16 protein-coding genes and 1 pseudogene are annotated in these 25,052 nt (G+C 72.2%); 7 read left to right on the top strand and 10 right to left on the bottom strand.

Annotation, left to right across the window (positions count from 1 at the left end; translation table 11 throughout):
- The first annotated feature begins 1 nt into the window (after window position 1).
- Both ACFWA7_RS12050 and ACFWA7_RS12045 read left to right on the top strand, forming a co-directional pair.
- Window positions 2–769, top strand: coding sequence for a polysaccharide deacetylase family protein (locus ACFWA7_RS12050; RefSeq protein ID WP_385822666.1), 768 nt, complete (start codon window positions 2–4; stop codon window positions 767–769).
- A 99-nt stretch (window positions 770–868) separates the two neighbouring features.
- Window positions 869–2,110: pseudogene (locus ACFWA7_RS12045) on the top strand (lipopolysaccharide biosynthesis protein); the annotation flags it as partial.
- Between the two features lie 8 nt (window positions 2,111–2,118).
- Here ACFWA7_RS12045 and ACFWA7_RS12040 read toward each other — a convergent pair.
- On the bottom strand, window positions 2,119–3,483 hold the full coding sequence (locus ACFWA7_RS12040) for a xylan 1,4-beta-xylosidase (protein WP_385822609.1): 1,365 nt from the start codon (window positions 3,481–3,483) through the stop codon (window positions 2,119–2,121).
- A gap of 150 nt (window positions 3,484–3,633) precedes the next feature.
- Here ACFWA7_RS12040 and ACFWA7_RS12035 point away from each other — a divergent pair, with 150 nt between their 5' ends.
- Window positions 3,634–4,728 (top strand): DUF5925 domain-containing protein, encoded by a 1,095-nt coding sequence (locus tag ACFWA7_RS12035; RefSeq protein WP_385535622.1) that lies wholly within the window; start codon window positions 3,634–3,636, stop codon window positions 4,726–4,728.
- A 245-nt stretch (window positions 4,729–4,973) separates the two neighbouring features.
- On the opposite strand, the gene ACFWA7_RS12030 is transcribed toward ACFWA7_RS12035, so the two are convergent.
- Window positions 4,974–5,348, bottom strand: a complete 375-nt coding sequence (locus ACFWA7_RS12030; protein WP_385535624.1) for a GntR family transcriptional regulator — start codon at window positions 5,346–5,348, stop codon at window positions 4,974–4,976.
- A gap of 258 nt (window positions 5,349–5,606) precedes the next feature.
- Between ACFWA7_RS12030 and ACFWA7_RS12025 the strand changes: the two genes are divergently transcribed.
- On the top strand, window positions 5,607–6,107 hold the full coding sequence (locus tag ACFWA7_RS12025; RefSeq protein ID WP_385535626.1) for a DUF402 domain-containing protein: 501 nt from the start codon (window positions 5,607–5,609) through the stop codon (window positions 6,105–6,107).
- Window positions 6,108–6,389: 282 nt separating this feature from the next.
- Window positions 6,390–7,448: a lytic polysaccharide monooxygenase gene (locus ACFWA7_RS12020; RefSeq protein WP_385535628.1), complete on the top strand. Its 1,059-nt coding sequence runs from the start codon at window positions 6,390–6,392 to the stop codon at window positions 7,446–7,448.
- Window positions 7,449–7,538: 90 nt separating this feature from the next.
- Here ACFWA7_RS12020 and ACFWA7_RS12015 read toward each other — a convergent pair whose 3' ends face one another.
- From ACFWA7_RS12015 to ACFWA7_RS12005, 3 genes are all read right to left on the bottom strand, one after another.
- The gene (locus tag ACFWA7_RS12015; RefSeq protein WP_385822607.1) at window positions 7,539–8,417 is read right to left on the bottom strand and encodes an esterase/lipase family protein; all 879 of its coding nucleotides are present in this window, start codon (window positions 8,415–8,417) and stop codon (window positions 7,539–7,541) included.
- Window positions 8,418–8,642: 225 nt separating this feature from the next.
- Window positions 8,643–9,791: a hypothetical protein gene (locus ACFWA7_RS12010; RefSeq protein WP_385822605.1), complete on the bottom strand. Its 1,149-nt coding sequence runs from the start codon at window positions 9,789–9,791 to the stop codon at window positions 8,643–8,645.
- Window positions 9,761–13,255, bottom strand: a complete 3,495-nt coding sequence (locus tag ACFWA7_RS12005; RefSeq protein ID WP_385822603.1) for a DNA polymerase III subunit alpha — start codon at window positions 13,253–13,255, stop codon at window positions 9,761–9,763. Before ACFWA7_RS12005 ends, ACFWA7_RS12010 begins: the two co-directional genes overlap by 31 nt.
- Window positions 13,256–13,430: 175 nt before the next feature.
- Here ACFWA7_RS12005 and ACFWA7_RS12000 point away from each other — a divergent pair, with 175 nt between their 5' ends.
- Window positions 13,431–14,486 carry a DUF3533 domain-containing protein gene (locus tag ACFWA7_RS12000; protein WP_385535636.1) on the top strand — a complete coding sequence of 352 codons (1,056 nt, stop codon included), beginning with the start codon at window positions 13,431–13,433 and terminating at the stop codon, window positions 14,484–14,486.
- An 88-nt stretch (window positions 14,487–14,574) separates the two neighbouring features.
- Here the strand turns inward: ACFWA7_RS12000 and ACFWA7_RS11995 are convergent, their stop codons facing one another.
- Entirely contained in the window at window positions 14,575–15,510 is a 936-nt protein-coding gene (locus tag ACFWA7_RS11995; protein WP_385822601.1) for a slipin family protein, read from the bottom strand.
- A gap of 212 nt (window positions 15,511–15,722) precedes the next feature.
- Here ACFWA7_RS11995 and ACFWA7_RS11990 point away from each other — a divergent pair, with 212 nt between their 5' ends.
- On the top strand, window positions 15,723–16,592 hold the full coding sequence (locus ACFWA7_RS11990) for an alpha/beta fold hydrolase (RefSeq protein ID WP_385535638.1): 870 nt from the start codon (window positions 15,723–15,725) through the stop codon (window positions 16,590–16,592).
- Between the two features lie 66 nt (window positions 16,593–16,658).
- Here ACFWA7_RS11990 and fxsT read toward each other — a convergent pair whose 3' ends face one another.
- The 4 genes from fxsT to fxsBH are packed head-to-tail and all read right to left on the bottom strand — an operon-like array spanning window position 16,659 to window position 25,027.
- Window positions 16,659–20,594 carry an FxSxx-COOH system tetratricopeptide repeat protein gene (fxsT, locus tag ACFWA7_RS11985; RefSeq protein ID WP_385535640.1) on the bottom strand — a complete coding sequence of 1,312 codons (3,936 nt, stop codon included), beginning with the start codon at window positions 20,592–20,594 and terminating at the stop codon, window positions 16,659–16,661.
- A complete protein-coding gene (gene fsxC / locus ACFWA7_RS11980) occupies window positions 20,578–21,918 on the bottom strand; it encodes an FxsC protein (RefSeq protein WP_371651709.1) in 1,341 nt (446 codons plus the stop codon). The genes fxsT and fsxC overlap by 17 nt, the downstream gene beginning before the upstream one ends.
- Window positions 21,919–21,978: 60 nt before the next feature.
- On the bottom strand, window positions 21,979–22,797 hold the full coding sequence (locus ACFWA7_RS11975) for an aminoglycoside N(3)-acetyltransferase (RefSeq protein WP_385535644.1): 819 nt from the start codon (window positions 22,795–22,797) through the stop codon (window positions 21,979–21,981).
- Window positions 22,790–25,027, bottom strand: coding sequence for a radical SAM/SPASM protein FxsBH, inactivated beta-hydroxylase extension form (gene fxsBH / locus ACFWA7_RS11970; protein WP_385535645.1), 2,238 nt, complete (start codon window positions 25,025–25,027; stop codon window positions 22,790–22,792). Before fxsBH ends, ACFWA7_RS11975 begins: the two co-directional genes overlap by 8 nt.
- Window positions 25,028–25,052: the final 25 nt, after the last annotated feature.

Genomic DNA, 25,052 nt, shown 5'->3' with positions numbered 1-25,052 from the left:
GATGTACCACGCGGTGGGCCACCGCCCGGCCGAGGCGGCCTACGGGCTCTCCGTCTCCCCCGACGCGTTCGCCGAGCAGATGGACGTGCTGGCCGACCGGGGCTTCACCCCGCTCACCACGGCCGGGCTGGCGCAGGCGTGGCGCACCGCGGGAGCGCTGCCGAGGCGCCCCGTCCTGATCACCTTCGACGACGGGTACGAGGGCGTGCACCGGCACGCCCTGCCGGTACTCGTCAAACACGGCTTCGCCGCCACCCTCTTCGTCTCGACCGGCTGGCTGCGCGGCGCGCACGAGGAGGGCGGCGCCCTCGACACCATGCTCGACTGGGACCAGGTGCGCGAACTGGCCGCGGCCGGCACGGAGATCGGCGGCCACAGCCACACCCACCCGCAGCTCGACCAGCTCACCGACGACCGGCTGTGGTTCGAGACCCTGCGCTGCAAGGAGATCGTCACCGAGGAGCTCGGCACCCGGCCCGCCTCCTTCGCCTACCCGTACGGCTACTCCAGCCGCCGGGTGCGCCGGACCGTCCGCGCGGCCGGGTTCGCCCAGGCTCTGGCGGTCGGCAACGCACTCGCCCGGCGCCGCCAGGGCCCGTACGCCCTGGAGCGGGTCACCGTACGGCGCGGTACCGGTATCGAGGAGTTCGAGCGGCTGGTCGAGGGGCGCGCCATCGGCCGCACCTTCGCGCGCGACCGCGTCCTCACCAAGGGGTACGCGATGGTCCGCCGGGGACGGCAGGCCGGGCGCGCACTGGCCGGAGGGTGAGCGGCGACGGTGGCCGAGACGACCGCGGCCCGGCGGCGCGGGGCGCATGCCCGGGAGAAAGGTGACGGCACCCCGCTCTTCCGGAACGCCTATGCCCTGATGGTCAACACCGGTATCAGCGCGGTCCTCGGCCTCGGCTTCTGGCTGGTGGCCGCGCGGTACTACACGGAGGACGCGGTCGGCCAGGGGTCCGCGGCCATCGCGGCGATGAAGTTCCTGGCCGGGATGGCCGCACTCACCCTGACCGGCGCCCTGGCCCGGTACATCCCGGTGTCGGGCGCGGCCACCGGCAGGCTGGTGTTCCGCACCTACGCGGCCGGCGCCGTCGTCGTGGCCGTGGCCGCCGTGGTCTTCCTCCTCACGCTGAACGTCTGGGGCCCCTCCTACCGTTTTCTGCACGGCTCGCTGCACGGCCTCGGCTTCGTCGCCGCCGTCGTCGCCTGGGCGGTCCTCACCCTCCAGGAGGGGGTGCTGACCGGGCTGCGCAGCGCGTTCTGGGTGCCGGTCGGCAACACCGCCTTCTCCACGGTGAAACTCCTGCTCCTGGTGGCGATCGCCACCGCGCTGCCCACCACGGGCGTCTTCGTCTCCTGGGTGGCGGCGATCGCGGTCTCCGTACTGCCGCTGGGCTGGCTGGTGTTCCGGCGGCTCGTGCCCCGCCATGTGGAACTGACCGCCGCGACCGCACGGCCGCCCGGCTACCGCGAGCTCGGCCGCTTCCTCGCGGGCGACTGCACGGGCTCGCTCTTCGCCCTCGCCGTGGTCTATCTGGTGCCGGTGATCGTGGCCTCCCAGGTGAGCTCGTCCGACAACGCGTACTTCTACATCACCGCCACCATCGGCGGCACCGTGGAACTCCTCGCCATCAACATGGGCGCCTCACTGACCGTCGAGGGCGCCCACGACCCCGACCGCCTCGGCCGCAACGCGCGCGCCGCGCTGGTCCGGATGGCCAAGATCGTGGTGCCGATCTGTGCCGTGCTCTTCGTCCTCGCACCGCTGGTCCTGGGGGTCTTCGGCCAGGGGTACGCGGACCACGCGACGCCGCTGCTGCGCCTGCTGGTGACCGGGGCCGCCCTCAGGGTCGTGATCGAGCTGTACTTCGCGGTGCTGCGCGCGCGGAGCCGCACCGCCGGGCTCGCCTGTCTCCAGGGCGCGTTGTGCCTCCTGGTGCTCGGCTCGACCCTGGCCCTGCTCCCGCCGATGGGTCTGACGGGAGTGGGCATCGCCGAGGTGTCCAGCCTCGCGGTGATCGCGGTGATCGCGGCGGTGAAGCTGTACGGGTTGCTGCGGGCGGGGACGGGGACGGACGCGGGATCCGGCGCGGGCGTTGCTCCGGACGCCCCGGATCAGCGGTCGAGCCAGCGCACCTCGTAGGCGGCCAGCGGAACGGACCGGCCGTCGACACGGGCCTGAACCGGGCGGTCCAGGGTGTTGACGACGAGGACGGACTTGCCGCTCGCCAGCACCCGTATCCCCGATATGTCGTCACCGGTGCTCTCGACGGCGCTCCCGGCCTTCTCGTACCGCGTGCCGGGCGGGAACTCCTTGGCGAACCGGGAGACCAGTCCGTACACCGGCAACGCCTCTCCCCCGTCCGCCAGTTGGGTCGGCTTCCACAGACAGCCGGGGCACTGCGCGGTGGTCTGCTGCGGGCTCCAGTAGAACGCGGTGGTCGCCCCGCCGCGCACGATGGCGATCATCGCGGCGGCCTGGGCGGCGACCCGGCGCTGCTCGCTCCAGCCGGAGTTCTCCGGCTCCGCGTAGTACTCCGTCCACCACAGCGGCAGTCCGTCCGAGTGCTCGCGCAGCCAGTGGCCGACGTCGGTGAACTTGTCGAGCGCGGTGAACGGGTCGGGCAGCGCCTGGTTGTCGCGGGTGAACCCGGCGCCGTCGACGGCCACGAAGTCGGCGCCCTTCTTGTGCGCGTTCCAGTAGGTGAAGGCGTCCAGCACCCGCTGGTCGACCGATCCCCAGGGCCCCTTGAGCTCGGAGGCGAACTGGGTGTCCGCCGGAGCGTAGCTGTCCATGACCAGATAGGGGCCGCCCACCTGGTTGTCCTCGTTGACCTTCTTCAGCTCGTCGTGGACGAGGTTGTACAGCCGTGTGTACCCCTCGTAGTTCCAGCGCTGGCTGGTTTCGTCGAAGAACCCCTTGAACTCGTTCCACACCACGAAGTGGCGCACGTCCGGGTAGCGCCCGGCGACCGTCGCGGCGAGGTCCGCGAAGTCCTGGTAGTGCGACGCAAGGGGCGCGGACTCCAAGGACTTGAGGCTCCAGTCCGTGTGATCCGCGCCCGCCTTGCCGCCCTTCATCCAGTCGGGCGCGCAGCACAGCGTGATCACGGGGGTGGATCCCGTGGAGCGGATGAAGGCGATGCGCCGGTCGAGGTCCGAGAAGTCGTACACACCCGGCGACGGCTCCGGGTTGCCCGCCCCCCAGCCCATGATCGCCTGGTCCTGCGGCAGGGACTGCCCGGCAAGCAGTTTGCGGGCGCGCGCGACGGCCTCGGTGGTGCCGCTGTCCGCGCTGAACTGGGTGTGGGTGAAGCCCCAGCCGAGCTCGGGGTCGTCCCGGGCGGGGCCGGTGGGGCCGCCGGAGCCGGACTTGCCTTCGGACGGGCCGCCCGTGGAGCCCCTCATGGCGAGGACCAGCGCGAGCACGGCCGCGACCAGGCCGAGCAGGGCGGCCGGAGCCCATACATGACGACGCATCACGATCCAGCCTATCGACGGGGATGGCCTTTCGGACGTTTTTCAACCGAACACTCATGGAACGTCCCGCCCCCCGCCTCCGGTTCCCGCCCCGGCCCAACGGGACAAAACACCGTGCACGGCGGGACGTGTTGCCGGATCATGGAAGCCATGTCCGCGAACCCTGAAGCCACGCTGCCGATCCGGCTGAACGTGGACGACAGCGACTCCCCGTCCGATGTCGTCGACGCGCTGTTCCTCGGCCGGTTCGCCACGGGCGAGCAGCCTTTCTCGCACAGCTCCTCCATAGACCGGGTCAAGAAGGGCGTCAGCCTGCTGCCCGCGGGTGCGACCGTGCTGCGCGCGGCGCGCGACGACGACCGCAGCGCCACGCTCGCCGAGGGCGACGGCTGGACGCTGCTCGTCTCCCGCTGGAACCGGGGCGCGGACGTCACGGTGACCGCGACCAGCGAGGACCTCGCCGAGAGGGTGCTCAAGCAGGCCACCGAGGGCGCGGAGGACGAGCCGGAACCGGTGCCGGAGAACGTCACGATGGGCTTCTGGTACGTCTCGCCGCGCCGCGGCCCGCACCGCACCACCCGCCAGATCGCGGCCGGTACGTGGGAGGAGGTCCGCCCCAACTACACGGCACCGGTGGCCGAGGCGATGGACCATCTGATGAAGGTGACCCCCGATGACATCGCGGGCCGGCTGCTGCTGCTCCACGGCCCGCCGGGCACCGGCAAGACGTCCGCGCTGCGCACGCTCGCCCGCTCCTGGCGCGACTGGTGCCAGGTGGACTGCGTACTGGACCCGGAGCGCCTCTTCAACGACGTCGGCTATCTCATGGACATCGCGATCGGCGAGGACGACGGCTCGGCGAAGGGCCGCTGGCGGCTGCTGTTGCTGGAGGACTGCGACGAACTGATCCGTGGCGAGGCCAAGCACACGGCGGGGCAGGCCCTGTCGCGCCTGCTGAACCTGACGGACGGCCTGCTGGGCCAGGGCCGCAACGTCCTGGTCGGCGTCACCACCAACGAGGACCTGGAGCGCCTGCACCCCGCGGTCGTCCGCCCCGGCCGCTGTCTGGCCCGTATCGAAGTGGGCCCGATGACGCGCCGCGAGGCGGTGACGTGGCTGGGCACGGAGGAAGGCGTCAGCCGCGAGGGCGCCACCCTGGCCGAGCTGTTCGCCCTGCGCCGCGGCACCACACCGCCGAGCGTCCCGGACCCCCGGGAGAGCGCGGACGCGGGGCTGTATTTGTAAGGGGGTGTACTTGTACGGGGCTGTACTTGTACGAGGTTGTACTTGTCCGGGGCTGATTTTTGTTGGGAGCGCGCGGCTCGCGGCTTGCGGCTGAGGGGTGCGGCTCGCGGCCGAGGGGCGCGGCTCGCGGCTCGCGGCTGAGGGGTGCGGCTCGCGGCTCGCGGCTGAGGGGTGCGGCTCGCGGCTCGCGGCTGAGGGGTGCGGCTCGCGGCTCGCGGCTGAGGGGTGCGGCCGAGGGTTGGTCGTCAGTCGCCGTACACCGCTCGCACCGCGTCCGACACCGCCGCTTGCGCCGCCTCGCGGCTGAGGCCCAGGCGCAGCACCTCCTCGGCGTACGTGCGGGCTGCCGCCGCGGCCCGGCGTTCCGCCGCGCCGCCCGCCGCCGCGACGAACGTGCCGTTACGGCCGCGCGTCTCGATCACTCCGTCCGCCTCCAGTGCGCGGTAGGCCTTGGCCACGGTGTTGGCGGCGAGCCCGAGCTCCTCGGCCAGGCCGCGCACCGTGGGCAGCTTGTACCCCACGGGCAGCACCCCCGCCCTGGCCCGCTCGGCGATCTGGGCCCGCAGCTGTTCGTACGGCGCGCTCGCGGCTTCCTGGTCAATGACAATCTTCAGGGTCACACGCCGATTCTGCCCCTCCCCCGCCCGGGGCGAAAATGGGAGGCACCCGCCGTGCCCCCACGCGTAACGTCCGACTCCATGACCGTGACCGTCCGGACAGGCCTTCCTCGGCGTCCAGGTCCACCGCGGCCACCGTGACCGCGGCTCCGACTGCACCGATGCGTTCACCGCCAACGACTCCGGCAACGACGCCGCCAACGGCCTGATGCCGGCGATCAACAACTGGTCCCTACGAAATCTGCGCTACGGAGACACGTTATGTCCGCGAACTCGGCCGAGCCCGGCTCCCTCCTCACCGTCACCCTGGTCAAGTCCGGCCGTACGAAGATCGGTTACCCGGCGTCCGTGGTGGCCGACGACGGCGTCCGGCTCACGGTCCGCGCCCCCTGGGCGGCCGACGGCGTCCGCGACTTCGGCTTCGTACGCTTCGAGCCGGGCGACGTCTTCACCGAGCACTACTGGCGGGACCGCTGGTACGCGGTGAAGGAGGTACGGGCGGCCGACGCGTCGCTCAAGGGCTGGTACTGCGACATCACCCGCCCCGCCGCGGTGCGCGACGGAGCGGTGGTCGTCGAGGACCTGGACCTCGACCTCTGGATTTCCGCCGACGGCGGCACCGTGCTCCGCCTGGACGAGGACGAGTTCGCCGAGAGCGGCCTGGCCGACCACGACCCGGACGCGGCGGCCCGCGCCGTACAGGCCCTGGACGAGCTGGAACTCCTGGCGAAGCTGGGCAGGTTCACGGCGCTGCTCGACTAGTAGCGACTCGACGAGTACGCGAGCAGTACGCGCGCGTTACGACCCGGGACGGCCCGCCTCATGTCCGGGGCGGGCCGCTTTCGTGCCCGGGACGGCCCGCCCCGCGCCCGGTGGGGGCCGCCGCCTCCCGCCCCGGGGCGGGCCGTTCTTAACCGTCTCTCAGTCGGTCCTTAACGCGACCATAAAGATCGCCATCACCCGCTCCCAGCAGCCGATTTCGCGGTTCTCGGCGGCTAGCGTGCTCCACGCCCACCCCGTGCAGCACCGAAGGAGAACGTCACGATGACCGCTCGTCGCAAGGCCGCCACCGTCGCCGCCCTGGCCATGGCGCCGCTCGCGCTGACCGGGCTCGCCGCCGGTTCTGCCGCTGCCCACGGCTCGATGACGGATCCGGTCAGCCGGGTCTCCGCCTGCTACGCCGAGGGGCCGGAGAGCCCCCGCTCGGCCGCCTGCAAGGCGGCCGTCGCCGCCAGTGGGACCCAGGCGTTCTACGACTGGAACGCGGTCAACATCGCCAACGCGGCGGGCAAGTCGAAGCAGATCATCCCCGACGGCAAGCTCTGCAGCGCGGGCAACGACAAGTACAAGGGCCTCGACCTGGCACGCGCCGACTGGCCGTCCACGAAGCTGACCGCCGGGCGCCACGCCTTCCACTACAAGGGCACGGCTCCCCACAAGGGCACGTTCGAGCTGTACGTCACCAAGGACGGTTACGACCCCACCAAGCCGCTGAAGTGGTCGGACCTGGAGTCCGCGCCGTTCGCCAAGGTGACGAACCCGTCGATGCGGAACGGCGATTACGTCTTCGACGCGACCCTGCCCGCCAAGTCGGGCCGCCACCTCGTCTACTCGATCTGGCAGCGCTCGGACAGCCCCGAGGCCTTCTACACCTGCTCCGACGTGGTGTTCGGCAAGGACAGCGGCGGCACCGGATCCGCCCCGGCCCCGACGGCCTCGGCGCCGACCCAGCAGCAGGTCGAGGAGGGCGCCTCCAAGTCGACGGTGGAGCACCACGGCCACGGCGACGACGACGCGAGTACGGGCGCGGGCGCACCGGCGCAGCAGGCCGCCGACAAGGGCGGGAAGCGGAGCGGCGGGCAGCCGGGCGGGCAGGGCGCGGGCAAGGAGCAGTCCGGCAACCAGCCGCGGACCGACAGTGTGGCCGCGGCTCCGGCCCAGAACGGCTCGGTCCGTACCGAGAACCTCGCCGAGACGGGCGGGAGCAGCTCCACCCCGTACCTCGCGTTCGGCGGTGTGGCCGCCCTGGCCGCGGGTGCCGCGTTCCTCTTCCTGACCGTCCGCCGCAAGGCCGCACCGGCCGGCGGCCGCCACGGCCGCTGATCCACCCGCCACACCCCACAAGGCGAGGCCCCTCCAACCTACTTCGTAGGTGGAGGGGCCTCGCCGTTGCCCTCTACGGGGAGCGTGGGCTCAGCCGATGACGGACGCGCAGGTGGTGGGCGTGGCGTGCGCGGGGTCGAGCGCGTTCACCACTTCGTGGTAGGTGATGCGGTCGACGAGCCCCATGGCCACGTGCTCGGAGAGGTCGAGGGCGCACTTGTCCTGGATGAGGACGTTGTCGACGTCGGGTCCGTTCAGGAACTGCGAGCGGTACGGGGTGACCACCTCGTCGTACTTGCTGGCGATGACGGTGTAGTGCACTCCGGGAACGGTGTCGCCGCCCGCGTTGAGCTTGGCCAGGAACGGCGACCCGGCCACCTGGTCGGCGAGGCCGGGGGTGGCGAGGTTGAGCAGGTCCGCGGCGCCGGGGAAGTAGGGCAGCAGCGCCGTGAGGCCGAGCAGGGTGGTGCCGTGGTTGTCGGGCGCGATGCCGACCAGGGTGTTCACCTTGGAGGCGCCGCCCAGGAACTTCAGATACCAGCGCGGCATCATGCCGCCCTGGGAGTGCCCCACCAGATCGGCCTTGGGGGCGCCGGTCGCAGTGAGCACTTTGTCTACGAAACCGGCGAGCTGTTCCGCCGATTTGTCGATGTGGCCGAGACCGTTGAAGAGCGGTACGCCCGGAAGCCGGCCGTAGTCGAGGGAGAAGACGCAGTAGTCCCGGTGAGCGAGGTACGGGGCGAGGGCCAGCCAGTTGTCGACCGAGTTCCCGAAGGTGCCGTGGACCAGGACGACGGGGCGGGGATGGGCGGCGGAGGGCTTGCAGGAGTAGTTGTTCCAGCCGCTGCTGGGGGCGGACCGGGCGTGCGCGGCGGTGGCGGGAACGGCGGTGGCCGCGGCGGCGAGCAGCAGCGCCGCCAGCGGTCTGAGCAGGTGTTTCCAGGCGCGGCGGGGCTTCCAGGACAGCATCGAGCGATCTCCTTGCGGCTCAAGGGGAGTTGCGGGGGACACACACCCTGTGATCCGGACCACAAGTGCTGTTCGCTCGCCAAATTACGCACCAGTAGCCTGAGAGTGAAGTTACGCGTCAGTAAAAACTGCCGTGTCGCTGTTCGCGCTCGGCTCTCCCACCCGGCCCCTTACGGAACGGGGCGAGGCCGCGGCCCGCCCCGGCGCGGCCGAACCGGGCCGCACTCAGGCCGCGTCGGCCAGGGCGCCAGGGGGTTTCGCGGTGCCGACGGGGGTTGCCCCCGGGCCGGTTGCCGTCGCCGCGCTGACGATCGCGGCCGGGCCGAAGCGGGCGCGGGCGCGGTCGGCGACCGCCTCGATACGGCGGGCCCGGTCGTCCGTGGGGTCGAACGTCAGCTGCCGGGAGGCCAGTCGGGCGGGCGTCAGCCCCTCGGCCCGCAGGGAGATGCCCCGGACACGGGCTCGCTGGAGGCCGAGCGACTCGTGGATCGCGTACGCCAGCGCGGTGAGCGCCGGGGAGTGGGCCGTGGGCTCGCCCAGGGTGCGGCCACGGGTGGTGGTGGACCGGTCGGCGTACCGGACGGTGAGCGTCAGGGAGCGGCACACCTGCTCCGTGCCGCGCAGCCGGGCGCCCAGCTCCTCCGTGAGGGAGAGCAGCGCACGGCGTCGGCGGTCGGGGTCCAACTCGTCGCGGGGGAAGGAGCGTTCGGCACCGAGGGAGCGGGCCGCCGCGTTCGGCACGACGGGTGTGCGGTCGATGCCTCGGGCCCGTTCGTGGAGCTCGCGCCCGGACCGCGCCCCGACGATCCGCTGCAAGGTGGCGAGCGGGGCGGCGGCGACCCTGCCGACCGAGTCGAGCCCGTACGAGCAGAGGGTACGGGCGGTCGCGGTGCCGACCCCGTCCAGCGCGGCGACGGGCTTGTCCGCCAGGAACTCCGTCACCTCGTCCGGGGACAGTGCCAGGGTCGTGCCCGGCCGGGCACCCCGGGCGGCCATCCGGGCCAGCATGGGATTGGGCCCGGCCCCGATGGTGCAGTCCACTCCGCAGTGGGCGAGCGCCCTGACCCGGATGACGGAGGCGAGCTGGGCCGCGTTCCACCCGAAGTACCGCTCGGCGCCCCGCACATCGACGAGCGCGGCGTCCGGCGGGAGCGCCTGGACGACCGGGGTGAGGCCGCCGAGCACCGCGAGCAGCGCGGGGAGCGCGGCCTCACACCCACCGCCCGCACCCGCAGATCCGGCACCACCCGTACCACCGGCAGCAGACCCTTCAGGCACCGGAGCCACCGGAGCCACAGGAGGCACCGGAGGCACAGGAGGCACATGGAATCGAACGCAGAGGATCATCCCGCGCTCCCCGGGCTCTGGTGCCACAACTTCCGGCCGGTGGCGGCTCGTTCGCCGGGGGGCTGGAGGTCGGCCCAGGGGTTCAGCCGGTACCCCGTGGACAGTTCGATACGGCGCCCGCCGTCGGGCTCCTCCCCGGGCGCCCCCTCGCCGTCGGGCCCCGGCACCGGCACCGGCGCCGGCGCCGGGGTCGACAGGCGGGCGGAGACCGCGTCCAGGCCGCCCTCGCGGCGGAGTTCGACCAGCTCGGCCAGGTTCCAGGCCGCGGCGCCCACCACGCTGAGGCTGCGCGGGCCGCGCCGCTGCACCACCCCTCGTACCAGCAGGAGCCAGGAATGGAAGACGGTGTGAGCACAGGCGGCGTGGCTGTCGCCGAAGAAGGCGAGGTCGACCAGGCCCGTCCCGTCGTCCAGCGTGGTGAAGATGACCCGCCGGCCGGACCGGATGGGCGGGGTCTGGGTGGCCGCCTTGGCGCCCGCGACCAGGACGGTCTCGCCGTGCCCGGCGTCCCGCAGCCGCTTGGCCGAGACCACGCCCAGCTCCTTCAGGAACATCTCGTGATCCACCATCAGATGGCGGGACGCGTCCATGCCGAGGACGCCCAGCTCGGCGCTGAGCCGTTCCGCCTCGTCGAGGTCGGGCAGTCCGGCGCGGGCCGTCCGCCGCCCGTCGCCGAGCGGGAGCTGGCCGCCGCCGGACCCGGCCGCCCGCTGGGCGCGGTGGAGTTCGGCGAGGTGCAGCAGCAGGTCGCGCCGGTTGCCGCCGAACGCGTCGAGCGCGCCGACCTGGGCGAGCCGTTCGGCGACGGGGCGGCTCGGCCTGGCCCGCCGCCAGAAGTCGAGCAGCGAGGAGTAGGGCTGCCCCTGTTCGATCCGGGCGGTCTCGGCCTCGCTGATCCCCTGGACGTCCGCGAGCGCGAGCCGGAGCCCCCAGATCCGGGAATTGGACACCAGTTCGATTCTATGGGCGGCCGCCGACCGGTTCACGTCCACCGGCAGGATGGGCACCCCGCGCCGCCGGGCGTCCGCGAGGAGCAGACGCTTGGGGTACATCCCGGGGTCGTGGGTGAGCAGCCCGGCGTAGAAGGCGGCCGGGTGGTGGGCCTTGAGCCAGGCCGACTGGTAGGTCGGCACGGCGAACGCGACGGCGTGCGCCTTGCAGAAGCCGTACGAGCCGAAGGCCTTGATGATCTCCCAGGTGCGGTCGATCACTTCGGGCGTGTACGAGCGCTCGGCCGCGCGCGCGGCGAACCAGACGCGGATCTTCTCCTGCGACTCGGGGTCGGAGAGGGCGCGCCGGGCCTGGTCGGCCTCGGCCCGGTCGCAGCCGGTCAGTACGGCCACCATCCGGATGAGCTGCTCGTGGAAGACGACCACGCCGTAGGTCTCCCCCAGTACGTCCGCCAGGTCCTCGTGCGGGTGGCGCACCGGGGCCCGCCCGTGGCGCGCCTCGATGAACGGCCGGACCATGTCGGCGGCGACCGGTCCCGGCCGGAAGAGCGAGATGTCCACGACCAGGTCGTGGAAGGTCGAGGGCTGCAGCCGCCCGATCAGATCGCGCTGGCCCGGCGACTCGATCTGGAAGCAGCCGAGCGTCTCGGTGGAGCGGATGAGCCGGTAGGTCGGCAGGTCCCCCTGCGGCACCTGGCGCGGGTCGTCGAGGTCCAGCCTCCGGCCGGTGGTGCGGCCGATCTCGGCGACCGCGTGCGCCATCGCCGACTGCATCCGTACGCCGAGGACGTCCAGTTTGAGCAGCCCGAGGTCCTCCACGTCCTCCTTGTCGAACTGGGACATGGGGAACCCCTCGCCGCTGGTCGGCACCACCGGGGTGCGGCGCAGCAGCGTGATGTTCGAGAGCAGCACTCCGCACGGGTGCATGGCGATCCCGCGCGGCAGCCCGTCCAGCGCCTCGACCAGCTCCCACAGCCTCCCGTGCCGCCCCTGCTCCGCCGCGACCTCGCGCAGCTCCGGCAGCTCGGCCATCGCGGCGCGGGCGTCCCGGGCCCGGATGTGCGGGAAGGACTTGGCGATCCGGTCGATCTCGGCCGGGTCCATGGACAGCGCGGCGCCCACGTCGCGTACGGCGTGGCGGACCCGGTAGGTCTCGGGCATGGCGACGGTGGCGACCCGTTCGGTGCCGAAGCGGCCGATGATCGCGCGGTAGACGTCGAGGCGGCGGGCGGACTCGACGTCGATGTCGATGTCGGGCAGCACATAGCGCCGGGTGGACAGGAAGCGCTCCATCAGCAGGCCGTGTTCGACGGGGTCGGCGTGGGCGATGCCGAGGAGGTGGTTGACGAGCGACCCGGCGCTGGAGCCGCGCGCGGCCACCCGGATGCCCATCTCCCGTATGTCGTCGACGACTTGGGCGACGGTGAGGAAGTACGCGGCGAAGCCGTGGAAGGCGATGACGTCCAGCTCCCGGTGCATCCGCTCCCAGTACGTGCGGTCGGTGTCGTAGCCGCGCAGCACCATGCCGGCGGCGGCCCGGGAGGCGAGGACCCGCTGCGGGGTGCGGTCCGCGGCGCCGACGAGATGGGGCTCGGGGAAGTAGCTGTACGTCTTGAGGCCCAGCTCCCCCCGGGGGTCGACCAGGCACGCGGCGGCGGTCTCCTCGGTCGTGGCGAGCAGCCGGTGCGCGGCGTCCCGGCGGAACCCGGCGGCCTCGGCGACCCGGTCGGCGGCGCGGGCCATGGCGGCCGGGTCCTTGAGCCAGCGCTCGCCGCCGTCCAGCCCCCGGCGCGGGTCGACGGGGACGAGCCGGCGGGCCGCGTCCAGGACGTCGGCGACCGGCCCGAGCCCGGCGTCCGCGTACCGCACGGCGTTGGTCAGCACGGCCGGTACGCCCTGTTCGGCGGCGAGGCCGAGGGTGCGGGCGGCGAGCCGCAGCGAGCCGGGCCCGGTGCCCGCGCGCCCGTGGTGCACGACCTCCAGGCGCAGGGCGTCGCCGTACAGCTCGCGCCACGGCGCGAGGAGGTGCGCGGCCCGGTCCGGGCGGCCGGCCGCGAGCGCCCTGCCCACCTCGGACGCGGGTCCCAGCAGCACGGTGAGTCCGTCGGCGGGCAGCGCGGACCAGGAGAGGACGGGCGGTCCGGCGGCCGTATGGGCGGCGGTGATCAGCCGGCAGAGCTCCGCCCAGCCGGTGGCGCCGTCCCTGGCGAGGAAGGTGGCGCGCGGCGCCGACTCGTCGACGAAGGCGCCGCCCCGCACCGGGGTGCGCGGACGCCGGGCGGCGGAGGCCCCTCCCGTCTGCCCCTTCGCTTGTCCGAGGAGGTGTTCCGGGACGGCGAGGTCGGTGCCGAAGAGCGGGCGCACCCCCGCCGCGGCGCACGCCTTGGCGAAGCGCACGGCGCCGGCGAGGGTGTCCCGGTCGGTGAGAGCGAGTGCGTCCATCCCCCGTTCGGCGGCGCGCTCGGCCAGCCGTTCCGGGTGGGAAGCCCCGTACCGCAGGGAGTAACCCGAAACGGTGCGCAGATGCGTGAAACCGGGCACCCGCACCTCCTGGACCAATCGTTCTCACTTCCCCCTCCTTCACCATAGACCAATTTTCGAACGTACGTACGACGGATGAACGGGCGGTCAGTGCGCGCGACCAGCTCCGGGGCCAGTCAGCCATTCGGCCCAGCCCCGACTGCGTCGCCCTGCCGTGCCCCGGAGGGTGAGGGGCATGACGTTCGTCGACGAGGTGAAGAGCGCCGTCACCGTACGGGCCGCGCTGCTGGTCACCGGCGTACTCGGGCTGATGGTCGCGTTCATCGCGTCCTATGCCGGGGCCTTCCACAGCCCCAGGCCGAAGGACGTTCCGTTCGGGGTGGTCGCGCCCGCACAGATCAGCGCCCAGGCCGTGCAGCGGCTGAACGCGGTCCCCGGCGGCGCGCTGGACGCCCGCGCGGTCAAGGACCTGGCCGCGGCCACCCGGCAGCTGCGCGACCGCGACATCGACGGCGCGCTGATCGTCGACCCGAGGTCCACCACCGACACCCTGCTCGTCGCGGGCGGCGGCGGGGCGTCCCTCTCCCAGGCCGTCGAGCTGGTCGTCACCGCGATCGAGAAGGCCGAGCAGCGCACCGTGAAGGTGGTCGACGTCGCCCCGGCCCACCGGGACGACGCCCGGGGCCTGTCCTCGTTCTACCTGGTCGTCGGCTGGTGTGTGGGCGGCTATCTGTGCGCCGCGATCCTGGCGATCAGCCATGGCGCCCGGCCCGCCAACATCCAGCGGGCGGTGATCCGGCTCGCCGCGCTCGCGGTGTACTCGATCGCCGCCGGGCTGCTCGGCGCGCTGATCATCGGGCCGGTGCTCGGCGCGCTGCCGGGCAGCTACCTGGGCCTGGCGGGCCTGGGCGCGCTGGTGGTGTTCGCGGTCGGCGCCACCACCCTGGCCTTCCAGGGCCTCGCCGGGATCATCGGCATCGGCCTCGCGATCCTGGTCGTCGTCGTCCTGGGCAACCCGAGCGCGGGCGGCGCCTATCCGTATCCGCTGCTGCCGCCGTTCTGGAAGGCGATCGGCCCGGCGCTGCCCCCGGGCGCCGGCACCTGGGTGGCGCGCTCCATCGCGTACTTCCGGGGCAACGCGGTCACCGGCCCGCTCCTGGTGCTCTCCGCCTGGGCGGTGGGCGGGGCCGTGGTCACCCTGGTCATGGCCTGGCTGCGCAAGAAGGACGAGCGCGCGGAGGGCGGCCCGCTCGAAGCCGGCGCGGTGGGCGGGGCCGGGACCGGCGCCTGAGCGTCCCCAACGGCTCCGGCCCGCCCCACACACGCAGACGAGGCCGACCGACCCGTTCGGGTGTTCACGGGTGCGGCTCCGTCCGCAATCATGGAATCGAAGGCGGTTCCGCTGGTGGAGCTTCTATTCCTAGCTCTGAATGAGCCTGCGCTCCAGGAGCCTCCGGCTCGGGCACGTCCGCCGCAGGCACGTCCACCACGGGCACATCCGCCGCCGGAGCATCCGTCGCAGGCGCATCCGCCGCAGGCGCCGACACTGACTGCGGCGGGGCCGCCCGCTCCAGGAACCGCAGGAGCTCCACCGGGAACGGCAGGACCAGCGTCGAGTTCTTCTCGGCCGCCACCGCCACCACCGTCTGGAGCAGCCGCAGTTGGAGGGCTGCGGGCTCCTTCGACATCACCCCGGCCGCCTCGGCCAGCTTCTTCGACGCCTGGAGCTCCGCGTCCGCGTTGATCACCCGCGCCCGGCGCTCACGGTCGGCCTCGGCCTGACGGGCCATCGAGCGCTTCATCGTCTCCGGCAGCGAGACGTCCTTGATCTCCACCCGGTCGATCTGCACGCCCCATCCCATGGCCGGGCTGTCGATCATCAACTCCAGGCCCTGGTTGAGCTTTTCTCGGTTGGAGAGCAGATCGTCGAGGTCGCTCTTGCCGATGATCGAGCGCAGTGAGGTCTGGGCCATCTGGGAGACCGCGAAGCGGTAGTCCTCGACCTGGATGACGGCGTCGGCCGGGTCGACCACCTTGAAGTAGATCACCGCGTCCACCCGGACCGTGACGTTGTCGCGGGTGATTCCGTCCTGCGCCGGGACGGGCATCGTCACAATCTGCATGTTCACCTTGTGGAGCCGGTCGGCGAGCGGAAGGATCAGGGTGAAGCCCGGGCCGCGCACCGATCCCCTGAGTTTGCCCAGCCGGAAGACCACACCGCGTTCGTACTGCTTGACGACCCGGGCCGCCGCCAGCACATACACGATGCCGGCGGATCCGACGGCCACAGCCGTCGCCACCAATGCCTCGACCATCACGGCCCCCAAGGGTCCGAATCGGACGTGTACTTCGACGGTAACTCCGCTTCCGTCCCAGGGGGAGTCCCCGTCACACTCCACTGAATGGGTAAAACGCGGGCGGGAGGGGAATGCCGCAACAGTCGATGCCTGTATCCGACAACCGGTATGGGCGGTACGAGGACGGTCCCGGCGATCGGTATCGCGACCCACTAGCGGAGGGGGCACGAGTGCGCGGTCGGGTGCGCGCGGCCGACGGGCGGCATCTGACGGTGGAGCGCTTCGGGGACCCGCGGGGCAGCCCGGTCTTCCTGCTGCACGGCACCCCCGGCAGCCGTCTCGGCCCCGCACCCCGCGGCATGGTGCTCTACCAGCGCCGGATGCAGCTGATCGCCTACGACCGGCCCGGCTACGGCGGCTCCGACCGGCTGGAGGGCCGCAGCGTCGCCGACGTCGTCCAGGACGTGAAGGCGATCGCGGACAGCTACGGCCTGGAACGCTTCGCCGTCGTCGGCCGCTCCGGCGGCGCCCCGCACGCGCTGGCGTGCGCCGCCCTGCTGCCCGAGCGGGTCACCCGGACCGCCGCGCTGGTCACGCTCGCGCCCCGGGACGCGGCCGGGCTCGACTGGTTCGACGGGATGACCGCCTACAACGTGGAGGAGTTCACCACCGCGTCGGTCAACCCCGAGGAGTTCGCCGCCCGGCTCATCCCGCGCTCCGACGAGATCCGCCGGAACCCCATCCAGCTCCTGGACGAGCTGCGCCGCGACCTCACCCACGCCGACCGCATGGTGGTCAACGACGCCGGGGTGCGGTCCATGCTGCTGCGCAACTACCAGGAGGCGCTGCGGACTTCGGCGTACGGATGGATCGACGACGCGCTCGCCTTCTGCGGCCCCTGGGGGTTCGACCCCGCCGACATCACCGGCGAGGTACTGCTGTGGCACGGCGTGAAGGACGTGTTCTCACCGGTCGGCCACTCCCGCTGGCTCGCCGAACGCATCCCGGGCGCCACGGCCGTCCTGGAGCCGGCCGCCGCCCACTTCGACGCCCTGCACGCGCTGCCCGACATCCTCACCTGGCTGATCGAGGAGGACTGACCTCCGGCGGCACCCGCCGGAGGGAACCGGTGCGATCACTCCGGTCGCACCGGTCGTCCCCTCACCTCACACCGCGAGCGGCTCCAGGTCCCGCTGCACCCTGCGCTCGTCCCGGGCGATCCGGACGAACGCGTGCTCGTCGCCGAGCAGGCGTTGCAGCTCCTCCACGGCCTCCGCCCGCACGTGCAGCGCCTCCTCCTTGCGGCCGAGCCCGTCGAGCGTCACCGACATGTTCGCGGCGCAGGCGAGCGTCTCGGGGTGGTGCGCTCCCAGCACCTCCCGCAGCCGCGCGACCGCGTTGCGCTCGATCTCCAGGGCGCTCTCCAGATCGCCCATGTCGGCCTTCACATTGGCGAGGTTGACGGTGGCGAACAGCGCGTGCGGATGGTTCTCCCCGAGTATGTCGCGCATCGTCCGTATGGTCGTCTCCAAGAGGGTGTCGGCGGCGTCCAGCGCCCCGCAGCCCCACTGGTAGATGCCCAGGTTGTTGCTGGCCGCCAGTGTGTACGGGTGCCGCTCCCCCGGCACCTTGATGTACTGGTCGACGACCTCCTGGGCCGCGTCCCGCGCCGCCGCCGAGTCCCCGGCCGCGAACAGGTCGGCGGCCATGTTGAGGTCGCAGGCCAGCCAGTCGGGGTTGGCGGAGGTGTACTTGGCGCGGTAGCGGTTGCGGGTCGCGGTGGTGAGCCGCCGCGCGTCGTCGAGCCGGCCCGCCCGGCGCAGCGACACGGCGAGGCTCTTGGCCGCCGCCAGGGTGCCCGGGAAGGCCCGGCCCAGCTGCTCCTTGTAGAGGTCGTACGTCCGGCTGAGCAGCGCCACCGAGTCCTCGTAGCGCCCGATCTCCCGCAGGTCCCGCGCCAGGTTCATCGCGGAGGAGAGGGTGTACGGGTGCTCCGGGCCGAGCACCTCGGTGCGCCGGTCGTAGACGTCCTGGTCGAGCTCGCGGGCCCGGGCGTACTGGCCGAGCATCCGCATGTTCAGGGCGAGGTTGTTGGCGGCGGCGAGCGTGCGCGGATGCGACTCGTCGAAGATCTGCCGGAACCCCTCGTGCGCCTCGGTCGCCAGCTCCATCGCCTTGCTGTACTGGCCGAGCGCGCCGAGGTCCATCGCCAGGGCGCTGGTGGTCATGTACGTGTGCGGGTGGGTGGCGCCGAGCACTTCCGTCTGGCGGGCCAGGGTCTCCTCGTCCAGCTCCATCGCCTCGACGTAACGGCCGCGCGAGCGCAGGATGTTGGAGAGGTGGAAGCGCAGGTACAGGTACTGGAGGTCGTTGGGCCCCAGTTTCTCGCGCCACTCCTCGCGCAGGTCCTCGGCGAGGTTGGCGGCCGCGTTGAAGTCACCGCGCTTCCACAGGTAGCGCACGCGGTCGATGAGGAGCCGGCGGGTCTCCGGCTCGTCGCACAGGCGCGCCCCCGACGGGGTCAGATGCGGCCAGATGGTGTTGAACTGCGCCCAGGTCTCCGGGTTGTCGATCGGCTCGTCGGCGTCCGGCCGGGCGCCCGCGAGGATGCGGTGCACGGCGTGCCGGGCGTCCATCTGCTCCTCGTCGCTCAACTGCGCCCGGATCACGGCCTGGACGAGCCGGTGCACCTGGATGGAGCTGCCGACCTGGTCGACCTTGGCGAGGGCGAACCGGCCGATCTCCCGGATGACCCGGCCGAGCACCAGCTTCTCCTGGAGCGTGGCGTCGTACGGCTTGAGCGCGTCGATCATCTCCTTGCTGTAGAGGAGATTGGCGGAGATCGGCTCGGGCGCGAAGAAGGCGCAGAGCTGGAGCAGGCGGACCGCCGCGGGTGAGCGCTGCTTCAGCCGCTCGATGGAGACGTTCCAGGTGGCGGCGACCGGCTGGGGATATCCGGCGGGCTGGTTGAGCGCGAGGACGCTGGGGGCCTGCTGGGCCAGCTGCTCCAGATAGGCGGCGACCGGCGTCGCGGTCTCCGCGATCCACGCCGCCGCCTGCTCGACGGCGAGCGGCAGGTCACCGACCGCGGTGGCGACCTGGTCGGCGTCGTCCACGGTGAGCCCGGGGGCGCGCCGCTGGAGGTGCTCGATGGACTCCTCGCGCAGGAACACGTCGACGGGCAGGGCGTCGCCGTACTGCGACCAGGTCTGGTTCCTGGAGGTGACCAGGACGTGGCCCGGGCCGCCCGGCGGGAAGAACCGCTTGAGCTGCTCGGGGTCGTCCGCGTTGTCGAAGACCAGCAGCCAGCGCGAGGTGGGCACCCCGCGCCGCAGCAGGTCGATGGCCTCGCGGGAGGCGGAGTTCATGTCGTCGCCGCCCTGCACCCCGAGCCGTACGCCGAGCTCGGCGAGGCCGGCCACCACGTCGTCGGGCTGCTCGGCGGAGATCCACCAGACCAGGTCGTAGTCGGCCATGAACCGGTGGACGTACTCCAGGGCCACCTGTGTCTTGCCGACGCCGCCGAGTCCGTACAGCGTCTGCGGCTGCGGCAGGACGACGGCGAGGCCGCCGCCGAGCTGGTCGCGCATCCGCTCCAGGACCAGCGAGCGGCCGGTGAAGCCGGGGTTGCGCGGCGGCGCGTTCCAGATCTTGGGGACGGTGCCGGGGAAGCGCGGTCCGGGCGCCACCCCGTCGCTGATCTGCACCGGCCGCTCCAGGGCCCGCAGCAGCGCGGTGGTGGCGTGCACCTCGTCGAGCCGGAACAGGTCCACCGGGTTGCGGTCGATGTAGGGCGCGGTGAGCCGGACGTCTCCGACGCGCAGCGGCAGCAGCTGGCGGCGGGCGCCCGAGGGGTCCTCGGCGGCGGCCCGGGACCAGATCTCCACGGCTCGGGCCGACTTGAGGTAGGCGCTGGAGATCAGGACGACGGTACGGGCCGCGTTCTCGGCGGCGACCGCCTCCCCGTCGGCGCTGCTGGGCTCGGCCGACACGTCTCGTGGCACCACCCGGAACCCGGCCCGGGTCAGCACGGACTCTATCCAGTCGGCCCACATCCGGTTCTCGGCCACGTAGCTGAGGAACAGATCGGCCGGAAGTGCGGGCCTGCGGCGGGTGAAGGCGTCCCGGATCCGCAGCCGGATCTCCTCGTTGACGGTCGGCATCGAGGTGATCCGGCCCTCGGTGACGACGGAGGCGAGCCGCTCGAAGGCGGAGAGCAGCGAGTTGGAGAGCCCGGCCTCGTCGCCGAAGGTCGCCAGCGTCTCCTCGTAGGCGTAGTAGGGGCGGTACGGAATCTCCACCGCGCCCCAGTACGCGGTGAGTTCGTCGCCTGAGAGTCCGGCGGGGAAGCGGTCGAACTTGAGGCGGGCGAGCGCCCGGCCGGCGTCCGCCTTCTCCTTCTCGCCCTCGTCGATGCGCATGGGGACGGGCAGGATGCGGATGTTCTGCCCGCTGTAGCGCTCGTCGATCTGGCGGGCCACGGAGGCGGCGCCGTCGATGGACTGGTCGCTGAGGGTGAAGCAGTCCACCAGGACGTCGGGGAGGTGGACGGTGCAGATGTCGGCGATGTCGCTGAGGCCGGTGCGGCTGTCGATCAGGACGTAGTCGTAGTTCTCCTTCATGTCCTCGCGCAGGGCGTCGAAGAAGTGGCCGCCGCCGAGCCGGTCGTAGAAGTTGTCCCAGTCGAACGTGGAGACGGTCGCCGAGTACTCGCGGTTCTGCCGGCCGGCGGAGACGAAGTCCAGGGTCCCGCCGTCGGGGAACTGCCAGCCCAGGGCCTCGGGTGTGAGCGAGACGGCGTGCGGCTGGATGCGCGCGTAGTCGCGGTGCCAGTCGTCCGAGCGCGGCACGGGACTGGTGGCGGCCCAGGCGTATTCGGTGATGAGATCGATGACCCCGGTGGTGGCGCCGAGTGTCGAGGGGTCGAGGAAGGGGTGGAAGAAGCGGTGCAGCCCCGGGGCCTCCAGGTCCCAGTCCACCGCGAGGACCCGTTTGCCGTTGGCGGCAAGGATCCAGGCCGTGTTGGCGAGGGCCATGGTGCGGCCCGTACCACCCTTGTACGAGTAGAACGTGACGATGCGTCCGTCACGACTGGCTGTCATCCGTCTCCTCCGCATCGGGCGCGTGATCGAGCCTGTCGGGGATGTATTGCGTGGTGCCGAAATCGGTGCCCATCGGCCCGACCAGGCGCGGCCGTTCGGTGTGCCCGCCCCCCGCGGGCGGATAGACCGTCGCGTGTCTCAGATACTGCTGTGCCGCCGCCTCCACGACCTGGGGCAGTATCTGCCCGAAGGCCTCCATGCTCGGTACGCCCTTGGCTGCGGCCCGGCACGCGGCCCGCCCCTGGCGCATCTTGGACGGCATGGTCTCTTCCAGACGGTGCGTCAACTCCACCTCCGATGCCCGGCTCTGGGTGTCGTCGCGGTTCCAGGGGACGACCACGCTCACCCAGGGCCGGTGCTCGGCGTCGAAGGCCGCGAGCCGGGCGCGCCGGTCCTCGTCCTCCAGCGCCCACCGGTCCACCAGCAGGACCTCGGGCCGCGACGGCGGCTGCTTGCCGTCGAGGTGCAGCACCTCCTCGTCGAAGGAGGAGACGGTGGTCTGGTAGTTGAGCGAGCGCACCATGTCCTCCGCCACCAGGGCCAGCGGCCGGGCGGAGATGGGGTGGTAGGGGTTCCACTCCAGCGGGCTCTCCCCGTAGTACGCGTCGTCGCGGCCCTCGGGCAGCTCGTGCCGGGTGGGCGCGGCGACGGTGACGTGCATGGGGCGTGGGCCCTCGCTGGGGGCCGCGCCGAAGGCGCTGGGCGCCAGCCGGTAGTCGACGTGGCGGCCGGGCCGGATCGCGGTGGCGTCGGCGACGCTGACGATCCGTTTGGCGAGCTCGTAGACCGCGCGTTCGTACTCCTCGGCGAATATGCGCAGCTTGATGAGCCCGTAGAGGCCGTCGGTGACATAGCGGTCGCCGAAGGCCCGGTGGTTGAACTGCAACCGCTCGGCGGGCCCGGGCAGTTGCTCGGGCGGGACCGGCACCCACAGGGCCGGCACGATCGCCTCGGCCGGGCGGTTGGTGTACGCCTGGTGCTGGATGGTGCGCTGCTCGAACGCGTACCACTCACGGCCGCACATCTCGCTCGCGAAGTAGCGCGGCGAGAACAGCGGCACGAACACCCGGCAGGAGGCGAGGACTTCGCCGAGGCGCTCCGACCAGCCCTCGCCGGAGCGTATCTCCCGGTCCATGAAGCCGGCGGGCGCACCGGCGGGCAGGTCGGTCATGGCCATCACATGGCCGCAGAGATCACGGAAGAGCCGCTCCACCCACATGTCGGGGTCCGGGCCGCCCGCCCCGTACCTCGGCGTGTGCGCGTAACTCAGAAAGAAGTAGGGCCGATGTTGGTCGGCCGGACGCGGCTGCGCTGATGCGTGCACACGACCCCCGTCCTGCAGTATTGAAGAACATCATTCCGGAGCGCACGGCGCTCCATCCCCTCACCGTTCGGTCAAACAAGGCCGCTTTTCGGCCATCCAGTCCACCGCATGGTCCACCGCCCCCTTGATCGAAAACAACCGGGCGGTTCTCCGTCCCAGCTGCCACTCTTTGCGCATTTCTTCCGGAAGGTCGGCTCCGACCGCCTCGAAGTCGCTGTCGTCGAGATCGACGTCGGGATAGTGGAACCACCCCCGACGCCCACTCTCGTCCCGCACCACACAGCTGTACAGCTTCTTGGGCGGGTTGTGCGGATACCGGTATTCCGCGAGGTGAAAGGCGCTGCAGACACCGAATCCCACATTGATCATGAGTACCCGGGCGTCGGCCCGATACAGCGCCGCGAGCGGCGACTTCTCGCCCAGATGACAATCGGGTTCGTGTCCCTCCATCAGTTCCAGGGCACGGCAGCCCCAGGCGGCGAAGGACGTCTGGGGATGGCGGCTGCGCACCGCCCCGTCCGAGGTGCGCACCCACTCCGCCAACCGGCCCATTCCCTGACTTCGGGTCCGGTCCGGGTCGAAAGGCTCCATTCGCCGCTTGAAGTCCTTGTACGCGGCCGGATCCCGCAGCGCGTTTCTGCTCCGCCGCCGGTGGGCCACGGAGGTGAGTGAGTTCTCCGGCGTGAAGGCCGGGACCACCAGGGTGCCCTTGAGCCGCCCGCCGACCGCCGCCCGCAGGGCCTGCCCCAGCGCCCGCGGGCCGTGTCCCAGACCGCTCATCGAGGCGTGCACGAGCAGGGTGTCCCCCTCGTTGACCCCCATGGCGACCAGGTCGTCGAATAACGCGCTCTCCGGCACTGCTCGGGCTCGCTCATCCACGGGCTGCCTCTTCCCACTCCAGCAGGACGTCGGCGACCAGGCTCTTCCCGCCTACGGTGAGTTCGGCCGCCCCCTGAAGAGCTTCCAGCGCCCGCCGGGTCTCCGCCAGAGTGCGTGCACTCCTGTCGTACGCGGCGACCGCCACCCGCTCATGCGTTTCGGCCAGCAGGACCGAAACCGGCACCGGCTCCTTGCGCCATTCGGCCCGGTGGAGCCAGCCGCCGTCCAGGGCGTACAGGTCCGCCACATCGCGCAGGGCCCGGAATCTGGCCCTGCGGAAGCCCCGCAGCAGCCCCAGCGCCAACGCCTCCCCCGTGAGCCCCACGGGTACCCCCAGCGCCCCGTAGCCGTGCCGCCCGGCCACCGGTTCGCCGGCGCCGGCGAGCGGGGTGAGCGTGGTCAGCGCGGCGGCCGCGGCGGCCGCGTGGCCCGGCACAGTGGCCGAGAGCAGCCCCCAGGCGGCGCCCAGGCGCCCGCTCCACTCGTCGGCCTCGGCCAGGCCCAGGCGCGGCAGCACCTGGGTGCCGAAGCAGTCGCGGTACGGGTCGAGGTCGTCGAGCGCCGGATCGGGCGCCCCGTCCCGGCCGAGGCCCCGCACCGGCAGCCAGTCGCCGCACGGCTCGCGCGGGCACTCCACCTCCAGCTCGAAGCGCTCGCCCCGGACCCGGAAGCCCTTCTCGGCCGAGACCACCTGCGCGCGGCCGGACTCGCCCCGGGCGCCGACCCTCAGCTCCCCGAGGGTGGGCAGCACCAGCCTGCCGTCCGCGTACCCGACGGTGACGGGCACGTCGAGCCTGCCGCGCACGGCCGCGGCCGCGGTGTAGGCGGCGAGGCGGTGCGCGTGGGCGACGGCGTCGGGCCGGCCCGTGCGCAGCGCCTCCAGCGTGGTGAGCAGCCAGCCGCGCGCGTACGGATGCGTCAGCACCTCGTCGAGGCCCGGCCCGTCGACGACGGCGGTCAGCTGCCAGGCCTCGGCCCATTCGGGGCCGCCGCGTCCGGCCAGATCGGCGTGGAGGCGGGCGAGCAGGGTGCGGGTGAGCTCGTGCTCGGCCGTGACGAGCTCACCGGGGTCGGTGACGGCGCCGGGGACGAGGCGGTCGGCCGTGCGGGCCTCGATGCCCCGCACCAGCGCCTCCAGGTCCGCGCAGTAGACCGAGGGCCCGTCGAAGGCGCCCCTGCCCGCCGACTCGTTCGCCGAGCGGTAGCGGTGGGTGTAGAGCCCGCCGCCGCAGGAGCGGACGACCGGGCACTGCCGGCACTCGGGTCCGACCCCGGCCAGGCCGAGCTGGCGCACCCGTACGCCCGGATGGGCGGCGACCTCGTCGAAGGAGTGCCGGAAGACGTCGAACCCGGTGGCGGCCGCGCCCTCGTAGGCGCTCTTGAGCGAGTCGACCTGTTCCAGGGCGCCGTCGGTCTCCACCACGACGAGGTCGGTGGGGGCCAGCCCCAGGGACTCGGTGAGGCTGGGGCCGCCGTTCAACGTCGACAGTACGGAGTCGAACAGCCGGACCGGAACCGGTCTGCCCTGCTCCTCCCACCGGTCGAAGACCGCCAGGATCCACTCCGCGTACTCGGTCGGGGAGCCGCCCGGCCGGGCCGGGGGCGCGTCCCAGGTGGCGTGCGGCAGCAGGTAGTCGATGCGCGGCGGGTCCAGGGCGATGAGCGCGTCATGGACGGTGACCGGGTCGTTGGCCACGTCGATGGTGCAGAGCAGCCCGAGGAAGAGATGGCGGTAGCGCTCGCTCCGGAGCAGTTCGACGGCCTTGAGGACCAGGGGATGGCTGGTGCGGCCGTCGGCGAAGCGGCGGTGGCGGTCGTTGGCCGACCGGTCGCCGTCGAGGGAGATGCCGACCCTGACGCCGAACTCGTCGAACAGGTCGAGGTAGCGGCTGCTGAGCTGGAGGCCGTTGGTGTGGATGCGCAGATCGAGCTCCGCGACGCCGTCGAGGGCGGCGGTCAGCTCCTCGCAGACCCGGCGCAGCCTGGCGGGGCCCGCCAGCAGCGGCTCCCCTCCGTGCAGGATCACTGACACGGAGGGCAGTACGTGTTTCCCGGCGTGCTCGGCCAGTCGCCGGGCCGTCCAGGAAATCGCCTCGTCAGAGATTGCCTTGGGGCGGGTACGCCAACTCTGATCAGGGGCTTCGTAGATATAGCAGTGATCACAAGCAAGATCGCATCTGCTGTGAACCTTGAGCACGATCTCGCGGAATGGGACCACGGGTCCAGTCATTCCGCCAGTCTAGAGCTCTCCGACA

The sequence above is a fragment of the Streptomyces sp. NPDC059994 genome (assembly GCF_042737755.1).
Classification (GTDB): Bacteria; Actinomycetota; Actinomycetes; order Streptomycetales; family Streptomycetaceae; genus Streptomyces.
Note: the sequence above shows the minus strand (reverse complement) of the source record. Positions and strands in the feature narration are given on the sequence as shown.

Coding starts and splice junctions, on each gene's coding strand:
- ACFWA7_RS12050 (WP_385822666.1), top strand. CDS start 2: ATGTACCACGCGGTGGGCCACCGCCCGGCCGAGGCGGCCTACGGGCTC.
- ACFWA7_RS12040 (WP_385822609.1), bottom strand. CDS start 3,483: ATGCGTCGTCATGTATGGGCTCCGGCCGCCCTGCTCGGCCTGGTCGCG.
- ACFWA7_RS12035 (WP_385535622.1), top strand. CDS start 3,634: ATGTCCGCGAACCCTGAAGCCACGCTGCCGATCCGGCTGAACGTGGAC.
- ACFWA7_RS12025 (WP_385535626.1), top strand. CDS start 5,607: ATGTCCGCGAACTCGGCCGAGCCCGGCTCCCTCCTCACCGTCACCCTG.
- ACFWA7_RS12020 (WP_385535628.1), top strand. CDS start 6,390: ATGACCGCTCGTCGCAAGGCCGCCACCGTCGCCGCCCTGGCCATGGCG.
- ACFWA7_RS12015 (WP_385822607.1), bottom strand. CDS start 8,417: ATGCTGTCCTGGAAGCCCCGCCGCGCCTGGAAACACCTGCTCAGACCG.
- ACFWA7_RS12000 (WP_385535636.1), top strand. CDS start 13,431: ATGACGTTCGTCGACGAGGTGAAGAGCGCCGTCACCGTACGGGCCGCG.
- ACFWA7_RS11995 (WP_385822601.1), bottom strand. CDS start 15,510: ATGGTCGAGGCATTGGTGGCGACGGCTGTGGCCGTCGGATCCGCCGGC.
- fxsT (WP_385535640.1), bottom strand. CDS start 20,594: ATGACAGCCAGTCGTGACGGACGCATCGTCACGTTCTACTCGTACAAG.
- fxsBH (WP_385535645.1), bottom strand. CDS start 25,027: ATGACTGGACCCGTGGTCCCATTCCGCGAGATCGTGCTCAAGGTTCAC.